The following is an 18,365-nucleotide window of genomic DNA, read 5'->3' on the forward strand; positions in this document are numbered from 1 at the left end:
GGGTTATCCTTTCTTCTTGCCGCCGAGGTCCGTGCCGCGGCTCATCGCGGTCGTCCTCGTGCCGAATACCTTGTAGAGGCGCAGGACGACCGAGCTCGTCACGCGCCGGACGCCGGGCAGGCTGCCCAGCTCCTGGTCGATGAATTCGAAAAGCGCCGCATGGTCGGCTACGAAAAGCGAGGCGCTGAGATTGGCCGTGCCGCTGGTGGCGGCGAGGTAGCCGATCTCGTCATACTCGGCCAGAAGGATCGCGACCTCTTCCAGCTTGCCCGGCTCGACCTCGATGATCAGCTCGACCTGAACTTCGCGGCCAAGCGCCACCGGATCGGGAATGGCGCCGATCACGATCATCTTGGCCTGCAGCAGCCCGGCGATGCGGTTGCGGATCGTGCGCTCCGAGACGCTGCCGATCCGGCTGGCAATCTCGGCGGCCGAAAGCCGTCCGTCCTCGGTGAGGTAGCGGATGATCTCGCGATCCAGATCGTCGATGAGGTAGCGCTGGCTCATTTCCGTTTCCATATCGGCCTGAATGAGGGGAGTAAATTTCCGAAACGGAATTGTGTCAAGATTATTTCAGTCGGATCGTGCAAATCTTGCCAAAAATGTCCCGAATTGGTGATTGATGATGAAATTTATTACCGATTCGGAAGGTGAGTGCCGTATTTTTCGGCAAAATGCGCTGCCCATCCGTTGCCGTTTCGGCAGCGCACGTTGCTGCCGTTGCTGTTCTTAGGAAGTGCGCGCGAGTTGTCAGGCCGGCGGCGTTTGATCAATATCCCCCCGGCAAACGAAGTGAATCGCCGCATAGGCAGGCGAGGGAAGGCAGGCAGGGCATGATCGACGGCAGGCAGATCGAAGCGGAACTGGATGGGCTTTCCCTGCGGTTTTCAGGGCCGGGCGGCGTCGTCGGGGTGGTGCATGAGGGGCGCGTCGTCGCGCGCCGTGCCTGGGGATTTGCCGATCTCGATGTCCATCGTACCATGACGACCGAAACGCGCCTGCCGATCTGCTCGATCTCCAAGCAGTTCACCTGCGCGGCCATGCTGGCGGCCTGCGGCGAACCCGAAGCGCTGGATGCGCGGCTTGCGGCGTATCTGCCGAATTTCGAAGGCCCTCTGCCGCGCGTGCGCGATCTCTGCAACAACCAGTCGGGTTTGCGCGACTATTGGGCCCTGACCGTCCTGCACGGCGCGAAGGCGGAGCAGGTCTTTGCGCGTGAGGATGCGGTGAAGGTCTTTGCCCGCACGCGCACCGGCCATTTTGCACCCGGTACGCGCTATTCCTACAGCAACGGCAATTTCCGGCTTGTCGCCGAGCTTGTCGAGGAGGCTTCGGGCGAGACGCTGGAAACGCTCTATGCGCGGCACATCTTTCAGCCGGCCGGCATGGAAGGCGCCGTGCTGGCGGCCGATACGCGCCGGCCCGAGGATGGCGTGACCGGCTATGAGGGCAATGACGCGACCGGCTACCTGCCGGCGGAAAACGGCATCTACTGGCGCGGCGATGCGGGCATTGCCGCCTCGCTCGACGACATGCTGGCCTATGAATGCTGGATCGACGCGACCCGCAACGACCCGCAGAGCCTCTATCAGCGGATCGCCGTGCCGCAAAAATTCCGTGACGGCGCACGGGCCGCCTATGGTTTTGGTCTCCAGCATACCCGCGTCGGTGATGTTGTGTTCACCGGCCATAGCGGCGCCCTGCGGGGCTTCCGCGCCTACCGGGCCTCCTCGAGCGAGGCGCGGCTTTCGGTGGTGGTGATGTTCAACCATCACGGCGATGCCCATGGTGCGGCCCATCGGATCCTGCGCGCCGCGCTCGGCGTGCCGCATCCGGTATCGCAGCCACTGCGCGACCACTGGGCGGGGCAATGGATCAGCCGCGAAACCGGCCTTCTGGTGCGGCTGGAGCAGGGATACGACACAGCGAACCTTCGCTTCGGCACCTCGGTAGAGGCGCTGTCGGAGACGTCGGAAGGGACCCTTGCTTCCGGCGCGGTCACGGTCAGCCGCGAGGGGAACGACCTCCTGATGCAGCGTCCGCAGGAGAACCATGCGGAGCGGCTTGCGCCGGTTCCCGCCGCGCCGCCGACTGTCGCCGTGGACATTGCCGGGCGTTATCGTTCGGCGGAGCTGGAGGCGGATATCGTCATCGAATGCCGGGATGGCGGCGCCTATCTGTGGGCGGAAGGCTTCCTGGGCACCGGTCGCCCCGAGATCGTCCGGCCGGCGGGACCGGATTTCTGGATCGTCGTGACGCGCCGCTCGATGGATGCGCCGGCACCGGGGGACTGGACCCTGCAGGTCGCTCGCGATGGCCAGGGAACCATCAAGGGGCTGACGCTCGGCTCGTGGCTGGCGCGCGGTATCGGGTATGAAAAGTGCGGCTGATCGCCATCAACCTTTTGAAACTTAACGCCTCAGGCGAATTTTGCATGAGATTCTGCCCAAATTGAATTGGTCAGCCACGGCCAGTCGTTCCTATGCTTTGCGCCTGGACTTTTCCGCATGTCGTGATCGCAAGGCCGTTGGACGGTTTCGGCGCGGCATGCTTTGGCAACTGGCGCAGCAAGAGGAAGAAATGGGCAGGATCGTCTACGTCCACGGTCAATTCGTACCGGAGGAGGAAGCCCGCATCGGGCTTTTCGATCGCGGGTTTCTGTTCGGGGATTCCGTCTATGAAGTCACGGCCGTGATCGGGGGCCGTATGATCGACAACGACCTGCATCTTGCCCGCCTCGAACGTTCGCTGAAGGAACTCGATATCCCGATCGCCTTCTCTCGCGAGACGATCGCCGGTATCCAGGCGGAGCTGATCGCCCGCAACGACTTGCTGGACGGCACGGTCTATCTCCAGGTCTCGCGCGGCGAGGCCGATCGCGACTTCTTCTATTCCGATGCGCTGGCGCCGCGTCTCATCGGCTTCACGCAGGCGAAGGTTCTGGCCGGCACCAAGGCGCAGCAGAATGGCATTGCGGTCGATCTGGCGGTTGATCCGCGCTGGCAGCGGCGGGACATCAAGACCACCATGCTGCTCGCGCAGGTCATGGCCAAGCAGGCGGCCCGCGCGCGCGGCTTCGACGATGTGTGGCTGGTGGAGGACGGGCTGGTGACGGAGGGGGCCTCCTCGACGGCCCATCTCATCACCGCTGACGGGCGCATCCTCACCCGGCCTGCCTCCCGCGCGACGCTGCCGGGTTGCACGCAGCGCGCACTTGCCCGGCTCTGCGCCGCCGAGGGACTGACGATCGAGGAGCGCGCCTTTACACCCGAGGAAGCGCAGGGCGCGGCCGAAGCCTTCCAGACCTCCGCCTCCAGCCTCGTCATGCCCATCGTGCGCATCGGTGAGACGGTGGTCGGCGACGGGAAGCCCGGGCCGATGACGCGCAGGCTCCAGGCCCTCTATCTGGAGGCGGCCGGCGTTCCGGCCTAGGGTTTTGTTTTTGCCGCATTATCCGACGCAGAAGCGGTTTTTCTTCGGCTGGAAATGCTCTAGGAACGTCGTTTCTTCAGGGAGGACGACATGAAGACGGCGCGCGAATGGGGACTGATCCCGGCGGGCAGGCTGGAGCCGGGACCGGGCAATGCCATCACCGATGTGCCGGGCGTTGCCGTCGGCCACCATTCTCTGCGTGGCGAGGGGCTTTTCACCGGCGTTACGGCCATCCTGCCCCATCAGGGCGATCTTTTCCGCATGAAGCCGCGCGCGGCTGTCGAGGTCGTCAACGGCTTCGGCAAGTCAGCCGGGCTGATGCAGGTTGCCGAGCTCGGCACGATCGAGACGCCGATCCTGCTCACCAACACATTCGGCGTTGCGGCCTGCACGCAGGCGCTGATCCGTCGCGCCATCGCCGCCAACCCGGCGATCGGCCGCAAGACCTCGACGGTCAATGCGCTGGTCTGCGAATGCAACGATGGCAGCATCAACGACATCCAGGCGCTGGCCGTATCGCCCGCCGATGCCGAGGCGGCGCTCGACGCTGCCGGCACCGGGCCGGTCGAGCAGGGCGCGGTTGGTGCCGGTTCCGGCATGACCGCCTTCGGCTTCAAGGCCGGCATCGGCACCGCCTCGCGCATGATGCGGATCGGCAAGCGCGATTTCACGCTCGGCACGCTGGTGCTCGCCAATTTCGGCGCAGCAGGCGACCTCGTCCTGCCGGACGGGCGGCGTCCCGATCCGCGTGCACCGGCAAGTCCCGAGCGCGGCTCGATCATCGTCGTCATGGCGACGGACCTCCCCCTCGGCGATCGCCAGTTGCAGCGCGTTGCCCGGCGCGGCGGCGCTGGCATTGCACGGCTCGGCGCCTTCTGGGGTCATGGCAGCGGCGATGTCGTTGTCTGTTTCACCACCTCCGATCCGGTCGAGCACGATCCGGCAAAATCGTTCGCCATGCAGGAGCGTCTTTCAGACGATCATATCGACGTGGCCTTCCGCGCCGCCGCCGAAACGACGCAGGAAGCGGTACTGAACGCGCTCTGCATGGCTCCGGCGACCCCCGCCCGCAGCGGCCGCATCTACCCCTCTCTTGCCGACTGGTTGAAGGAGAATTGAGCCCATGAAAGTCTTTATCTCTGCTGATATCGAAGGCACCGCCGGCATCGCCCACTGGAACGAGGCCGAGCGCACGCATCCCGACTGGGCCGAGTTCCGCGCCCTGATGACCGCCGAGGTGGTCGCCGCCTGCGAGGGCGCGAGCGCTGCCGGCGCGACGGAAGTGGTGATCAAGGACGCCCATGAAAGCGGGCGCAACCTGATCCTCGACCGGCTGCCCGACTATGCACGCATCGTGCGCGGCTGGTCCGGCCATCCGGACGAAATGATGTTCGGGATCGACGAAGGCTTCGCCGCCGCGATCTATACCGGCTACCACTCAAAGGCCGGCACGGAGGTCAATCCGCTCGCCCATACCTCGAACCTGCGCATTTCGCGGCTGTTGCTCAATGGCGAGGTCGCGTCCGAATTCACCATCAACGCGCTCTGCGCGGCGCAGTATGGCGTGCCGTCCGTCTTCCTTGCCGGTGATGTCGGCATGTGCGCGGAAGCCCGTGCCATGGTGCCGGGCCTTGCGACCGTCGAAACACTGGACGGCAGGGGCAAGGCGACGACCTCGATCTCGCCGGCCTGGTCGCGCCGCCTCATCCGCGAAGGCGTGGCGGCGGCGCTCTCCGGCGATTTCGCGCAGGCGCTGCCCGCAAGGTCGGAACACTACGAGGTGGTGATCGAGTTTACCACGCCGTCCGAGGCCTATCGCGCCGGCTGGTATCCGGGCGCGAAGGCGCACGGCCCCCGCGCCGTCGCCTTCGAGCACAAGGATTTCGCCGAAATCCTGCGCGCGCTGCTCTTCCTCAAGGTTTAATTGCCCGGGGCCTTGCCGAGAACCTGCTGCGCCGTGCGCCAGAAGTCCTCGACCTTGCGGTTGCGGCTTGCTGCATGGCGGTAGAGGCGGATTTCGAGGTCGAGGTTCCAGCCCTCGTCCACGGAGGCGGGCACGAGCCGGCCAGCCTCGATTTCCTCGCGCGCAAGGCTTTCCGGCAGCCAGCAGACGCCCGCGCCCGTGACTGCCATGTTCATCAGCCCGGCGCTGATCGAGTTCTCGTGCGTCGTCCGGCGGCGGAAGGGCGGGCGGCGCAGCCATAGCCGCGACAGGGCGACGCCGAAGAAGGAATTGAAGCCGTAGCTGAGATAGGGAATGGCAAGTCTCGGCTGCGCGACGGCGCGGTCGAGGAGATTGCGTCCCGGCTGCGCATTGCCGGAGAGTGCGATCTGCGCTGAAACCAGCGGGATCAACCGGTCATGGGCGACGGTCAGCGAGGCGAACTGGCCGCGGTCGAGATGGAACGGTACTTCCGGATGGGCATAGGTCAGGAAGAAGTCGGCCTCGTCGTTGACCAACGCATCGAGATTGGCCTCGATGCCGCCGCGGTCCGCGATAAGCGAGGTGCTGAATGCCCCGCCGGCCGTTTCCAGTGCCTTCAGCCAGCGTGGGAAGAAGGTGACCGTCAGCGTGTGTAACGCGGCAAAGCGGATGAGGCCGGGCTCGTGCGAAGGGCTCAGTGCCTCGCGCGCCGCATAGAAGGTGCGGATGGCCTCCTGTGCGACGGGCAGGAAGCTGCGCCCGGCGGGCGTCAGTTCCGCCGGCATGGTGGCGCGGCTGATCAGCGTTGCGCCGAGCCAGCTCTCCAGTTGCTTGATCCTCCGGCTGAAGGCCGGCTGCGTGACGTTGCGCAGGTCCGCCGCGCGCGAAAAGCTGGACGTGTCGGCAAGCGTCACGAAATCCTCCAGCCACTTGATCTCCATCGCCCGCCACCCTTCCGATCCTGTCCGCCCGAGAAAACGATCATAAGTCATTCAATCGAAATATGTATGCCGTTTTCGCATGGGCTGGTGCCAAAACCGAATTGGCCAAGCCGGCCTCCAGCTCTCACCTTGCGTCTGGAGGAAACAGGTGTTGGCCGGAGCAATTCAAGACGCAGCGATCCTGTGTCCGTGAATGCACATATGGTCTGGCCGGTGCCCACAGGGGGAGCTGTGAATGGCATTCGGAATTGAAGCCGATCTTATCCTGCACAATGGCCGCATCTGGTGCGGCCGGGAGGAGGGGATCAACGAAGCCCTCGCCATCTGGCAGGGCAAGGTGCTTGCTACGGGCACCAATGCCGACATCCTGAGCCTGGAGGGCCGGACAACCGACGTCATCGATCTTGAGGGCCGCTTTGCCAGCCCCGGCCTTATCGACAACCATCTGCATCTGATTGCGACCGGCATCGCCATGGGCTTTGTCGATGCGACTCCCGCGGTCGCGCCGACGCTTGCCGCGCTGATGAAGGGTGTTTCCGACCGCGCCGCCGGAACACCCAAGGGCGGCTGGATCCGCGCCCGTGGCTATGATCAGGTCAAGCTCGACACGGGAACGCACCCGACGCGGGAAGACCTCGACCGTGCGGCGCCCGATCATCCGGTCATGTTGACGCGCGCCTGCGGCCATGTCTCGGTCGCCAATTCCCGCGCGCTGGCGCTCGCCGGTATCACCGAGGCGACGCCGGTGCCGGAGGGCGGTGTGATCGGCCTCACCGATGGCAGGCTGAACGGTTTTCTGGCGGAGAACGCCCAGAACCTCGTCAAGGCGGTCATGCCCGAGGCGACGACCGAGGATCTGATCGAAGGCATCGAGCGGGCAGGGCAGCATCTACTTTCTTTCGGCATTACCAGTTGCATGGACGCGGCGGTCGGACATGTCGCAGGTTTTGCCGAGATCCAGGCCTATGAAATGGCGCGGCTTGCCGGCCGCCTGCCGGTGCGCGTCTGGCTGACCCTGCTCGGCGATCCCGGTGTCTCTATCGTCGAGGATTCCTGGCGCGCCGGCCTTCTGTCCGGTGCCGGTGACGACATGCTGCGCGTCGGCGGCGTGAAGGTCTTTCTCGATGGCTCAGCGGGTGGGCGAACCGCCTGGATGTCGAAACCCTATCGGGGCGAGCCGGAGAATATCGGCGTGCAGATGCTGTCCGACGCCGTTGTCGAGGAGGTCGTCAAGGACTGCCACGACCGCGGCTACCAGATGGTCTGCCATGCCATCGGCGACGGTGCGATCGAACAGCTCATCACCGCCTATGAGAAGGCGCTGGCCGCCAATCCCGATCCCGACCGCCGCCACCGCATCGAGCATTGCGGTTTTCCCACCGAAAAGCAGAATGCGCGCATGAAGGCGGCGGGTATCCTGCCTGCGCCGCAGATGGCCTTCATCCACGATTTCGGCGACAGCTACATTTCCGTGCTCGGGGAGGAGCGCGGCATGGCCTCCTACCCGATCGGCAGCTGGATGCGCCTCGGCCTCAAGCCCTCGACCGGCTCGGATTCGCCGGTCTGCTCGCCCGATCCCTTCCCGAACCTGCACGCGATGATCACGCGCCAGACCGGCAAGGGCACGGTGATGGACGCCTCGGAAAGGCTGAGCCGCGAGGAGGCGTTGCAGGCCTATACGGAATATGGCGCCTGGTCGCAGAAGGCGGAGGGCGTGAAGGGGCGGCTCGTATCCGGCCAGTGGGCCGACATCGCCGTCTTCGACAACGATCTTCTGGAGGCTCCGGCCGACACCATTCTGTCAGGCACACGCTGCCTGCTGACCCTGCTTGCAGGCCGTGTCGTGCATGATGCACGCTAGGCGCAATTCCTGCGATTTGGAGAAAAGCGAAAGAATGCGCTAGCCTGCCGGACACAATCGAAACGATGCCGAAAACGGCACGAGAGGGAGAACGAAATGCTGAAAAGACTGACACTGGCCGCAATGCTCAGCCTCGGCGTGGCAACCGGGGCGCTTGCCGCGGGCGAACGTTCCGGCGGAACGCTCGTCTTCACCGCACCCTACGGCTCGAGCTTCGCCACGCTCGACGTGCAGGCGAGCCCGAACACGCAGGAAGAGTTCATCACGCAGGCCATCCACCGCGCGCTCTATAGCTGGGATTCCAACCAGAACAAGCCGGTCCTGGAACTGGCGACCTCCGAGGATGTCTCCGAAGACGGCACGGTCCATACCTATCACCTGCGCCAGAACGCCGTGTTCCACAACGGCAAGCCCCTGACGGCCGACGATTTCATCTACAGCTACAAGCGTATCGCCAATCCGAAAAACGCCTTCCCGGGCGCCAGCTTCATCGCCAACATCAAGGGTGCGGACGACTTTATCGCCGGCAAGGCGGAGGAGATTTCGGGCCTCAAGAAGATCGACGACCATACGCTTGAAATCACCTATACCGGCCCGATCAATCCCGGCTTCCCGCTGATGCAGAACACGACGGTGATCTATCCGTCGAATGTCGAGGACGAGACGTCATTCGGCAAGAACCCGGTCGGCCTCGGCGCCTTCGTCTTCAAGGAGCACGTGCCCGGCTCGCAGGTCGTGGTCGAAAAATTCGACAAGTATTACGAAGAAGGCAAGCCCTATCTCGACCGCATCAACATCGTGCTGATGGCCGAGGACGCCGCGCGAGACGTCGCCTTCCGCAACAAGGAAATCGACGTTTCGGTCCTTGGCCCGACCCAGTACCAGGCGTATCTGGGCGAGGATGTGCTGAAGGATCATCTGCTTGAAGTCGCCGAGGTTTATACCCGCAATATCGGCTTCAACCCCGCTTTCGAGCCCTTCAAGGACAAGCGGGTGCGTCAGGCGATCAACCATGCGATCAACGCGCCCCTGATCATCGAGCGCCTCGTCAAGAACAAGGCCTATCCGGCCGCCGGCTGGCTGCCGATCTCCTCGCCCGCCTTCGACAAGGACAAGGCGCCCTACGCCTTCGATCCGGACAAGGCCAAGGCGCTGCTGGTGGAAGCCGGCTATGCCGACGGCTTCGAATTCGAGGTGACGGCGAGCCCGAACGAAAGCTGGGGCGTGCCGATCGTGGAAGCCATCCTGCCGATGCTCAAGAAGGTCGGCATCACCGTGAAGCCGAAGCCGGTCGAAAGCTCCGCGCTCGGCGAGGCGGTGACGGCCAACAACTTCCAGGCCTTCATCTGGTCGAACCTGTCCGGTCCCGATCCGCTGAATGCGCTGCGCTGCTACCATTCCAAGACGGCGCAATCGGCCTGCAACTATGCGAGCTATTCGAGCCCCGAATTCGACAAGCTCTACGATGCGGCCCAGCAGGAACGTGACCCGGCCAAGCAGAACGATCTCCTGCGCCAGGCCAACAACATCGTGCAGGACGACGCGCCGGTCTGGTTCTTCAACTACAACAAGGCCGTCATGGCCTACCAGCCGTGGATCCACGGCCTCGTTCCGAATGCAACGGAACTGGCGGTCCAGCCCTATGACGAGATCTGGATCGACGACACGGCGCCGGAATCGCGCAAGTAAGACCTTGAGGGGTTCGGGGGCGGCGTAAAGCTGCCCCCGTATCGATTGTCGCGCCCGAAAGGGCGACCAAAACGGAACCGCTCATGCTTCGCTTTACCCTGCGCCGCGTCCTGCAGATCATACCCACGGTCATCGTGGTCGCGCTACTCATCTTCGTCATCTTCTCGGTCGTGCCGGGCACCTTTGCCGCGAGCCTTTTCGCCGATGGCAGGCGCGCCGCCGATCCGCAGATGATCGCCCGTCTCAACGAGGAGTTCGGACTGAACAAGCCGTTGATGGAGCGCTTCGTTACCTATGTCACGGATCTCGCGCAATTCGATCTCGGCACCAGCTTCCGCACCCGCCAGCCGGTGATCGACCTCATCAACGACCGCATGTGGGCCTCGTTGCAACTGGCGATCGCCGCCATGGTCTTCGCCCTCGTCATCGGCGTGCCGCTCGGCTTCCTTGCGGCGCTGAAGCCCGGCTCGATACTCGATACGGTGACGATGATCGGCGCGGTGTCCGGCCTCTCCATGCCGCAGTTCTGGCTGGGCCTCCTGATGATGTATCTCTTCGCCCTGCAACTGAACTGGCTGCCCAGCTTCGGCTACGGCGATGGGTCGTTCCGCAACCTGATCCTGCCCGCCATCACGCTCGGGGTGACGCCGCTGGCGCTTCTTGCGCGCACCACGCGGGCCGGCGTGCTCGACGTGCTCAACGCCGATTTCATCCGCACCGCCCATTCCAAGGGCATGAGCGAGTTCAAGGTGGTGCGCTGGCATGTGGCGCGGAACGCGCTGGTGCTGATCGTCACCACGGTCGGCCTGCAATTCGGCTCGCTGATCGGCCAGGCTGTCGTCATCGAAAAGCTTTTCGCCTGGCCCGGCATCGGCTCGCTTCTGGTCGATAGCGTGGCGATCCGCGACATTCCCGTGGTGCAGGGCACGATCCTCGTCATCGTGCTCTGGTTCCTCGTCATCAACACTGCCGTCGATCTGATCTATGCCGCGATCGATCCGCGCATCAAGCAGGAGTGACGGGATGCGTCTCGGCTTCAACTTCTGGCTCGGCGCCGGCCTGACGGCGCTGGTGATCTTTGCGGGCATTCTCGCCCCGTGGATCGCGCCCTTCGATCCGGTGCTCGATGCGGACCTGATGAGTTCCGAGCTGCCGCCCGACTCCACCTTCTGGTTCGGCACGGACGCGCAGGGGCGGGACGTCTATACCCGTATCCTTTACGGCGCGCAGATCTCGCTGACGGTCGGCATCGTCTCGCAGGTGATCAATTCGGTGATCGGCGTGACGCTCGGCATGACCGCCGGCTACTGGGGCGGCTGGTGGGACGATCTTGTCAACGGCCTCACCAATGTGATGCTCGCTATTCCCTCGCTGATCTTCGCGCTCGCCGTGATGGCGGTGCTCGGCCCCGGCCTGCCGTCGCTGCTCGTCGCGCTCGGCCTCACGAACTGGAGCTGGACCTGCCGCATTGCCCGCTCCTCGACGCTCTCGCTGAAATCGCAGGGCTATGTGCAGGCGGCCCAGACGCTCGGCTATGGCGACCTGCGCATCATGTTCACGCAGATCCTGCCCAACATGATGGGGCCGATCCTCGTCATGGCGACGCTCGGCATGGGCTCGGCGGTGCTGTCGGAGGCGGCGCTTTCCTTCCTTGGTCTCGGCATCCAGCCGCCGTTCCCGAGCTGGGGCTCGATGCTGACCGATGCGCGTCAGCTCATCCAGCTTGCGCCCTGGGTCGCGGTCTTCCCCGGTCTTGCCATCTTCCTTTCTGTGCTCGGCTTCAACCTGCTCGGTGACGGCCTGCGCGACAGTCTCGACCCGCATATGAGGACGCGCAAGCCATGACCGCGCCGCTGCTCGACATCAGGGACCTGCAATTGGGCGTGGCGCTCGGCCGCTCCGTCCATCCGCTCCTCAAGGGCGTCTCCTTCCAGATCATGCCGGGCGAGGCCTATGGCCTTGTCGGCGAATCCGGCTCCGGCAAGTCCGTGACCTCGCTTGCCGTGATGGGGCTTCTGAAGAAGCCGCTCGCCGTGTCCGGCGGCGAGATCCTGTTCAAGGGTCAGAACCTCCTGGCGTTGCCGAGGCGCGAGATGCGCCGCCTGCGCGGCAACCGCATCGCCATGATATTCCAGGAGCCGATGACGGCGCTGAACCCGCTGTCCACCGTCGGCCGGCAGATCGCCGAAATGTTCGTGCTGCATCAGGGCAAGAGCTGGGGCGAGGCGCAGAAACTGGCGGTCGAGGCGCTCGCCAGCGTGCAGGTGCCCAATCCCGACCGCCGCGCGAAGAACTACCCGCACCAGATGTCGGGCGGGCTGCGCCAGCGTGTGATGATCGCCATGGCGCTCGCCTGCAACCCCGACCTCCTGATTGCCGACGAGCCCACCACGGCGCTCGACGTGACGGTACAGGCGGAGGTGCTGCGCCTCATCAAGGAACTCTGCGCCGAGCGTGGCACGGCTGTTCTGTTCATCAGCCACGATCTCGGCGTCATCGCCAGCATCTGCCAGCGCGTCGGCGTCATGTATGCGGGCTGCCTTGTCGAGGAGAACGAGACGCGGGCGCTGTTCGACGATCCCAGGCACGACTATACGCGCGGCCTCCTCGGAGCACTGCCGCGCCTCGGCAGCCGCAGTCAGCACGGCCGCCAGCGGCTGGTCGATATCGACAGCATCATTGCCGACCGCTCGAAACTGACCGAAACCCGCTTCATCGCGCCGCGCGCTGCGCAAGGGAGCCAGCCATGACCGTGCCCCTTCTGCAGGTGGATGACCTCCATGTCCGCTTTCCGATTTCCGGCGGAGGGTTGCTCGGGCGAGGGCGGCGCATGCTGCACGCCGTCAACGGCATAAGCTTCGAGCTCGCCAAGGGCGAATGCCTGTCGATCGTCGGTGAATCCGGTTGCGGCAAGTCCACCACGGCGCTTTCGATCCTCGGCCTGCAGGAGCCGACGGAAGGCACGATCCGCTACCGCGGCCAGCTGCTTGCCGGTCCCGGCGCACCGGGTCGCATGGAGCGCGCCAAGGCGGTGCAGATGGTGTTCCAGGATCCCTATGCCTCTCTCAATCCGCGCCAGTCCGTGCGCACGTCTCTCGCTGCGCCGCTGAAGTTGCACGGTATCACGGCGGCCTCCGAGATTTCCGACCGCATCGAGGCGATGATGGCCAATGTCGGTCTGACACCCGAACAGGCGGACCGCTATCCGCACGAGTTTTCCGGCGGCCAGCGCCAGCGCATCGGCATTGCCCGGGCGCTGATCCTCGAACCGGAGATCGTGGTTCTGGACGAGCCGGTCTCGGCCCTCGACGTGTCGATCCGCGCGCAGATCATCAACCTCCTGCTGGACCTGCAGGAAAAACTCGGCCTGTCCTACCTCATGATCAGCCACGACCTCAGTGTGGTCGAGCACATGAGCGACAGGGTGCTGGTCATGTACTTCGGCCAGATCGTGGAAGAGGGCGGCTGGCGGCAGATTTTCGAAGCGCCGTCGCATCCCTATACACGCCGGCTGATCGCGGCCATTCCGGACCCGGACGCCGTGCTGGACCCCAATGCGGAACGGGAGCGTTTTGCCGATATGCCGTTGCTGGACGGGCGTAGCTTCATTTCCGATGGCCGGACGGCGCCGGATGTCTTTTCAGCCCCTCTACCCTCCGAATTGGTAGAAATCGCGCCGAAGCACCGCGTGAGGCTCGCCGCCGCCGGTTGACGAGCGGCGGCCATTCATCCCGACACCCTGAACCCTTGCCGCTGTCTTCCGGCCGGCGCGTGCCGTCTTTCGGGACCGCGCGCGGGCGGCTGGGTGCCGTTTGCCTCCTCGTTTGGAAATCTGCGCCCGGTCAAATTTTGGGTTTACAATAGTAATACAATATGATGTTTTACCCGTGCTGCGGAGGAGCAGCTTTCTTTTGGAGGACATCATGAAACTCAAAACCGCACTTGCGAGTGCCACGATCCTTGCCGCCGCGATGTTCAGCGCCGCATCCGCCGCCGACCTGACCGTGGGCTTTTCGCAGATCGGCTCTGAATCCGGCTGGCGCGCTGCGGAAACCACGCTGACCAAGCAACAGGCCGAACAGCGCGGCATCGACCTCAAGTTCGCCGATGCGCAGCAGAAGCAGGAAAACCAGATCAAGGCGCTACGCTCCTTCATCGCGCAGGACGTCGACGCCATCCTCGTCGCGCCTGTCGTCGCCACGGGCTGGGACGAAGTGCTGCAGGAAGCCAAGGATGCGGAAATCCCGGTCATCCTGCTCGATCGCACCGTCGATGCGTCGGACGACCTCTACATGACCGCCGTCACCTCCGACCTCGTGCATGAAGGAAAGGTTGCCGGCCAGTGGCTGGTCGACACGGTTGCCGGCAAGCCCTGCAACGTCGTCGAACTCCAGGGTACGACCGGCTCCTCGCCGGCCATCGATCGCAAGAAGGGCTTCGAGGAAGCGCTTGCTGGCAAGGACAACCTGAAGATCATCCGCAGCCAGACCGGCGACTTCACCCGCACCAAGGGCAAGGAAGTCATGGAAAGCTTCCTGAAGGCGGAAGACGGCGGCAAGAACATCTGTGCGCTCTACGCCCACAACGACGACATGGCCGTCGGCGCCATCCAGGCGATCAAGGAAGCGGGCCTGAAGCCCGGCACCGATATCCTCGTCGTCTCGATCGATGCCGTGCCGGATATCTTCCAGGCGATGGCCGCCGGCGAGGCGAACGCCACCGTCGAACTGACGCCGAACATGGCAGGCCCGGCCTTCGATGCGCTCGATGCCTTCCGCAAGGACGGCAAGGTGCCGCCGAAGTGGATCCAGACGGAATCCAGGCTCTACACCCAGGCCGACGACCCGGCGAAGGTGTACGAGGAAAAGAAGGGCCTCGGCTACTGATCTCTCCAGATGTCCTGCGCCAGGCTTCTGTTTGGCGCGGGGCATCCACCTAGCCCGCCTGCCGTCTCCTTGCGAGGCGGCGGGCGGCCATCGTCAGACAGGTCGGGATCATGCAGGCGGACAGTTCCTATGTTCTTTCGGCGACGGGGATCGACAAGATCTTTCCGGGCGCCAAGGCGTTGAGCCATGTCGACTTTTCGCTGAAGCGCGGCGAGGTCCATGCGCTGCTCGGTGAAAACGGCGCGGGCAAGTCGACGCTCGTCAAATGCCTCACCGGCGCCTACCGCCGCGATGGCGGGCGCATCCTTGTCGATGGCGCGGAGGTCGATCCGCAGAGCACGCTGGAGGCGCAGAATCTCGGCATCGGCACGGTCTACCAGGAGGTCAATCTCCTGGCGAACCTCACGGTCGCCGAAAATCTCTTCCTCGGCCGCCAGCCGAAGCGTTTCGGCCTCGTCAGCGCGCGCGAAATGAACCGGCGCGCCAGGGCGCTGCTGGCCGAATACGATCTCGATATCGATGTCACCGCCGAGCTTGCCGCCTATTCGGTCGCGGTGCAGCAGGTGATCGCCATTGCCCGCGCCGTCGATCTTTCCGGCAAGGTGCTGATCCTCGACGAACCGACGGCGAGCCTCGATGCGCATGAGGTCGCGATGCTCTTTCGCATCGTGCGCCGTCTCAGGGAGCGCGGCCTCGGCATCATTTTCATCACCCATTTCCTCGAGCAGGTTTACGAAATTTCCGACCGCATCACCGTGCTGCGCAACGGCCAGCTCGTCGGCACGCGCGAGACGGCCGAGCTGCCGCGCCGCGACCTTATTGCCATGATGCTCGGCCGCGAGCTGGTGCAGGAAGTGGCGGCGGGGCACGGGCCGAAGGGCGCGGGCGGCGAGGTGCGCTTCCGCTTCCGCAAGTTCGGTCGCAAGGGCCATATCCAGCCGTTCGATCTCGACGTGCGCGCCGGCGAGGTGGTGGGCATTGCCGGCCTGCTCGGCTCGGGCCGCACGGAGACGGCGGAGATCCTGTTCGGTGCCGAACGTGCCGACAGCGGTGCGGCGGAGGCCGAAGGCCGCGCGCTCGACCTTTCCACGCCCCGCGCCGCCATCCGCGAAAAATTCGGCTTCTGTCCGGAGGATCGCAAGATCGACGGCATCATCGGCGATCTTTCCGTGCGCGAGAACATAGCGCTCGCCCTTCAGGCCCGGCGTGGCTGGGCGCGGCCGATCAGCCGCGCCGAACAGGACCGCCTTGCCGACAAGTACATCAAGGCCCTCGACATCCGCACGAGCGACCGCGAGAAGCCGATCAAGCTGTTGTCCGGTGGCAACCAGCAGAAGGCGATCCTCGCGCGCTGGCTCGCCACCAATCCGGATTTTCTCATCCTCGACGAGCCGACGCGCGGCATCGATGTCGGCGCGCATGCAGAAATCATCCGTCTCATCGAATCCCTCTGCGAAAAAGGCATGTCGCTGATCGTGATTTCCTCCGAACTCGAAGAACTCGTCGCCTATTCGAGCCGCGTCATCGTGCTGCGCGACCGGGCGCATGTCGCCGAACTCACCGGCGAGAGCGTCACCACGGAGGGCATCGTCGAGGCGATCGCCGCTTCCGCGGGGAGGGCGGGCGCATGAATTCCACGCTGAAAGCCTATGCCATCCGCCTCTTGCCACAGGTCGCGGCCCTTGCCGCCATCCTCTTGATGGTTTCCATCGCCTTTCCCGGTTTCTTCCGGCTCGAAATGCAGAACGGCCGGCTCTATGGCAGCATCATCGACATCCTGAACCGCGGCGCGCCCGTGGCGCTGCTCGCCATCGGCATGACGGTGGTCATCGCCACCAAGGGCATCGACCTTTCCGTCGGCGCGGTCATGGCGATCTGCGGGGCGGTCGCCGCCGCCTGCATAACGTCGGGCTACGGGCTGGCGATGACGCTCCTCATCACGCTCGGCACCGGCATCCTGTGCGGCCTGTGGAACGGCATCCTCGTCGCCGTGCTCGATATCCAGCCGATCATTGCCACGCTCGTCCTGATGGTTGCGGGTCGCGGCATCGCGCAACTCATCACCGAGGGGGCAATCCTGACCTTCAACGATGCCGGGCTCATCTTCATCGGCAGCGGTGCGCTCTTCGGCCTGCCCATGCCGGTAGTGATCTGGCTCGCCTTCGGCATCATCGTCGCGCTTCTGGTGCGCCGCACGGCGCTCGGCATGCTGATCGAGGCGCTCGGCGTCAACCGCCGCGCTTCCACGCTTGCCGGCGTCTGGACCGGCGTGCTGCTGATCGCCGCCTATGTGCTTTCCGGCCTTTGCGCCGCCATCGCCGGTATCATCGCGGCCGCCGATATCCGTGGCGCCGATGCCAACAATGCCGGCCTCTGGCTGGAACTGGATGCAATCCTCGCGGTCGTCGTCGGCGGCACGTCGCTGCTCGGCGGGCGTTTTTCCATCGCCGCCTCGCTGCTCGGCGCGCTCATCATCCAGTCGATCAATACGGGCATCCTGCTTTCCGGCTTCCCGCCCGAATTCAACCTCATCATCAAGGCCGCGATTATCGTCCTGATCCTGGTCATCCAGTCGCCGCGCGCCCGGTCAGCTTTCGTCTGGTTCTCGCGCCCGCAGGCGAAGGAAAACAACACGGAGCAGGAGGCGAAATGAACCCGCGTTATCTTCCGCTCGCCGCGACGGTCGCGATCTTCCTGATCGCCTATGCCATCTGCATCGCGCAATATCCGAACATGCTGTCGACGCGGGTGATCGGCAACCTCATCACCGACAACGCCTTTCTCGGCATTGCGGCAGTCGGCATGACCTTTGTCATCCTCTCTGGAGGCATCGACCTCTCGATCGGCGCGGTCATTGCCTTTACCGGCGTCTTCCTCGCGGTGCTGCTCGAAGCGACGTCGATCCATCCGCTCCTCGCTTTCGCGCTGGCGCTCGCCATCACCACGGCCTTCGGCGCGGTGATGGGGGCGATCATCCACCATCTCGAAATGCCGCCCTTCATCGTGACGCTCGCGGGCATGTTCCTGGCGCGCGGCATGGCGTTCGTGCTGTCCATCGATTCCATACCGATCAAGCATCCGTTCTACGCCACGCTGAAAAGCTTCTATTACAAGCTGCCCGGCGGCGGGCGCATCACGCTGATCGGCGGCCTGATGCTGCTGGTCTTCGGCGCAGGCATCCTGATCGCCCACCGCACCCGCTTCGGCGCCAATGTCTACGCGCTCGGCGGCGGCACGGCGACGGCGCGGCTGATGGGCGTGTCGCTCGGTCGCACGACGATCCTGATCTATGCGCTGTCCGGTTTTCTTGCGGGCCTGTCCGGTATCGTCTTCTCGCTCTACACCTCCGCCGGCTATTCGCTGGCGACGGTGGGCGTCGAGCTGGATGCCATCGCGGCCGTGGTCATCGGCGGCACGCTCCTTACGGGCGGCTCCGGATTCGTTGCCGGAACGCTGGTCGGCATCCTCATCCAGGGGCTGATCCAGACCTACATCACCTTCGACGGCTCGTTGTCGAGCTGGTGGACGAAGATCCTGATCGGCCTTTTGCTCTTCACCTTCATCCTGCTTCAGAAGGGCCTGATCCTCGTCACGAACCGCCGGCGACGCTACGCCTGACCGGGTTCCATCCA

At 64.5% G+C, this 18,365-nt stretch carries 16 protein-coding genes; 14 read left to right on the forward strand and 2 right to left on the reverse strand.

Going from position 1 to position 18,365, the window contains the following annotated elements; translation table 11 throughout:
- Window positions 1-3: 3 nt before the first annotated feature.
- The gene (locus WA950_RS20310) at window positions 4-507 is read right to left on the reverse strand and encodes an Lrp/AsnC family transcriptional regulator (protein ID WP_424553532.1); all 504 of its coding nucleotides are present in this window, start codon (window positions 505-507) and stop codon (window positions 4-6) included.
- 326 nt (window positions 508-833) lie between these two features.
- Here WA950_RS20310 and WA950_RS20315 point away from each other — a divergent pair, with 326 nt between their 5' ends.
- From WA950_RS20315 to WA950_RS20330, 4 genes are all read left to right on the forward strand, one after another.
- Window positions 834-2,390, forward strand: coding sequence for a D-aminopeptidase (locus WA950_RS20315; RefSeq protein WP_424553533.1), 1,557 nt, complete (start codon window positions 834-836; stop codon window positions 2,388-2,390).
- 190 nt (window positions 2,391-2,580) lie between these two features.
- Window positions 2,581-3,432 (forward strand): D-amino-acid transaminase, encoded by an 852-nt coding sequence (locus tag WA950_RS20320; protein ID WP_424553534.1) that lies wholly within the window; start codon window positions 2,581-2,583, stop codon window positions 3,430-3,432.
- Between the two features lie 90 nt (window positions 3,433-3,522).
- Complete coding sequence (locus WA950_RS20325) at window positions 3,523-4,551, forward strand: P1 family peptidase (protein WP_424553535.1); 1,029 nt, start codon at window positions 3,523-3,525, stop codon at window positions 4,549-4,551.
- Between the two features lie 4 nt (window positions 4,552-4,555).
- The gene (locus WA950_RS20330) at window positions 4,556-5,356 is read left to right on the forward strand and encodes a M55 family metallopeptidase (protein WP_424553536.1); all 801 of its coding nucleotides are present in this window, start codon (window positions 4,556-4,558) and stop codon (window positions 5,354-5,356) included.
- On the opposite strand, the gene WA950_RS20335 is transcribed toward WA950_RS20330, so the two are convergent.
- On the reverse strand, window positions 5,353-6,297 hold the full coding sequence (locus tag WA950_RS20335; protein WP_424553537.1) for a LysR family transcriptional regulator: 945 nt from the start codon (window positions 6,295-6,297) through the stop codon (window positions 5,353-5,355). The genes WA950_RS20330 and WA950_RS20335 overlap by 4 nt on opposite strands.
- Before the next feature lie 235 nt (window positions 6,298-6,532).
- Between WA950_RS20335 and WA950_RS20340 the strand changes: the two genes are divergently transcribed.
- The 10 genes from WA950_RS20340 to yjfF all read left to right on the forward strand — a co-directional run bounded on the left by WA950_RS20340 (window position 6,533) and on the right by yjfF (window position 18,351).
- Window positions 6,533-8,158 (forward strand): amidohydrolase, encoded by a 1,626-nt coding sequence (locus WA950_RS20340; protein ID WP_424553538.1) that lies wholly within the window; start codon window positions 6,533-6,535, stop codon window positions 8,156-8,158.
- 96 nt (window positions 8,159-8,254) lie between these two features.
- Window positions 8,255-9,847, forward strand: coding sequence for an ABC transporter substrate-binding protein (locus WA950_RS20345; RefSeq protein ID WP_424553539.1), 1,593 nt, complete (start codon window positions 8,255-8,257; stop codon window positions 9,845-9,847).
- 83 nt (window positions 9,848-9,930) lie between these two features.
- Window positions 9,931-10,866 (forward strand): ABC transporter permease, encoded by a 936-nt coding sequence (locus WA950_RS20350; protein WP_424553540.1) that lies wholly within the window; start codon window positions 9,931-9,933, stop codon window positions 10,864-10,866.
- Between the two features lie 4 nt (window positions 10,867-10,870).
- Complete coding sequence (locus WA950_RS20355; protein WP_424553541.1) at window positions 10,871-11,692, forward strand: ABC transporter permease; 822 nt, start codon at window positions 10,871-10,873, stop codon at window positions 11,690-11,692.
- Entirely contained in the window at window positions 11,689-12,597 is a 909-nt protein-coding gene (locus WA950_RS20360; protein WP_424553542.1) for an ABC transporter ATP-binding protein, read from the forward strand. Before WA950_RS20355 ends, WA950_RS20360 begins: the two co-directional genes overlap by 4 nt.
- Window positions 12,594-13,559, forward strand: a complete 966-nt coding sequence (locus WA950_RS20365) for an ATP-binding cassette domain-containing protein (RefSeq protein ID WP_424553543.1) — start codon at window positions 12,594-12,596, stop codon at window positions 13,557-13,559. The genes WA950_RS20360 and WA950_RS20365 overlap by 4 nt, the downstream gene beginning before the upstream one ends.
- Before the next feature lie 211 nt (window positions 13,560-13,770).
- Window positions 13,771-14,733 carry a galactofuranose ABC transporter, galactofuranose-binding protein YtfQ gene (ytfQ, locus tag WA950_RS20370; protein WP_424553544.1) on the forward strand — a complete coding sequence of 321 codons (963 nt, stop codon included), beginning with the start codon at window positions 13,771-13,773 and terminating at the stop codon, window positions 14,731-14,733.
- A 110-nt stretch (window positions 14,734-14,843) separates the two neighbouring features.
- Window positions 14,844-16,364, forward strand: coding sequence for a galactofuranose ABC transporter, ATP-binding protein YtfR (ytfR, locus tag WA950_RS20375; RefSeq protein WP_424553545.1), 1,521 nt, complete (start codon window positions 14,844-14,846; stop codon window positions 16,362-16,364).
- Window positions 16,361-17,386, forward strand: a complete 1,026-nt coding sequence (locus tag WA950_RS20380) for an ABC transporter permease (protein WP_424553546.1) — start codon at window positions 16,361-16,363, stop codon at window positions 17,384-17,386. The genes ytfR and WA950_RS20380 overlap by 4 nt, the downstream gene beginning before the upstream one ends.
- Window positions 17,383-18,351, forward strand: coding sequence for a galactofuranose ABC transporter, permease protein YjfF (yjfF, locus tag WA950_RS20385; RefSeq protein WP_424553547.1), 969 nt, complete (start codon window positions 17,383-17,385; stop codon window positions 18,349-18,351). Before WA950_RS20380 ends, yjfF begins: the two co-directional genes overlap by 4 nt.
- Window positions 18,352-18,365 lie beyond the last annotated feature (14 nt).

It is taken from the genome of Shinella sp. (assembly GCF_049651085.1).
Taxonomy (GTDB): domain Bacteria; phylum Pseudomonadota; class Alphaproteobacteria; order Rhizobiales; family Rhizobiaceae; genus Shinella.

Bases quoted from the DNA above. Each gene is read 5' to 3' on its own strand.
- WA950_RS20360 (WP_424553542.1), top strand. From the start codon at position 11,689: ATGACCGCGCCGCTGCTCGACATCAGGGACCTGCAATTGGGCGTGGCG.
- WA950_RS20350 (WP_424553540.1), top strand. From the start codon at position 9,931: ATGCTTCGCTTTACCCTGCGCCGCGTCCTGCAGATCATACCCACGGTC.
- WA950_RS20380 (WP_424553546.1), top strand. From the start codon at position 16,361: ATGAATTCCACGCTGAAAGCCTATGCCATCCGCCTCTTGCCACAGGTC.
- ytfQ (WP_424553544.1), top strand. From the start codon at position 13,771: ATGAAACTCAAAACCGCACTTGCGAGTGCCACGATCCTTGCCGCCGCG.
- yjfF (WP_424553547.1), top strand. From the start codon at position 17,383: ATGAACCCGCGTTATCTTCCGCTCGCCGCGACGGTCGCGATCTTCCTG.
- ytfR (WP_424553545.1), top strand. From the start codon at position 14,844: ATGCAGGCGGACAGTTCCTATGTTCTTTCGGCGACGGGGATCGACAAG.
- WA950_RS20345 (WP_424553539.1), top strand. From the start codon at position 8,255: ATGCTGAAAAGACTGACACTGGCCGCAATGCTCAGCCTCGGCGTGGCA.
- WA950_RS20365 (WP_424553543.1), top strand. From the start codon at position 12,594: ATGACCGTGCCCCTTCTGCAGGTGGATGACCTCCATGTCCGCTTTCCG.
- WA950_RS20310 (WP_424553532.1), bottom strand. From the start codon at position 507: ATGAGCCAGCGCTACCTCATCGACGATCTGGATCGCGAGATCATCCGC.
- WA950_RS20340 (WP_424553538.1), top strand. From the start codon at position 6,533: ATGGCATTCGGAATTGAAGCCGATCTTATCCTGCACAATGGCCGCATC.
- WA950_RS20325 (WP_424553535.1), top strand. From the start codon at position 3,523: ATGAAGACGGCGCGCGAATGGGGACTGATCCCGGCGGGCAGGCTGGAG.
- WA950_RS20315 (WP_424553533.1), top strand. From the start codon at position 834: ATGATCGACGGCAGGCAGATCGAAGCGGAACTGGATGGGCTTTCCCTG.
- WA950_RS20335 (WP_424553537.1), bottom strand. From the start codon at position 6,297: ATGGAGATCAAGTGGCTGGAGGATTTCGTGACGCTTGCCGACACGTCC.
- WA950_RS20355 (WP_424553541.1), top strand. From the start codon at position 10,871: ATGCGTCTCGGCTTCAACTTCTGGCTCGGCGCCGGCCTGACGGCGCTG.
- WA950_RS20320 (WP_424553534.1), top strand. From the start codon at position 2,581: ATGGGCAGGATCGTCTACGTCCACGGTCAATTCGTACCGGAGGAGGAA.
- WA950_RS20330 (WP_424553536.1), top strand. From the start codon at position 4,556: ATGAAAGTCTTTATCTCTGCTGATATCGAAGGCACCGCCGGCATCGCC.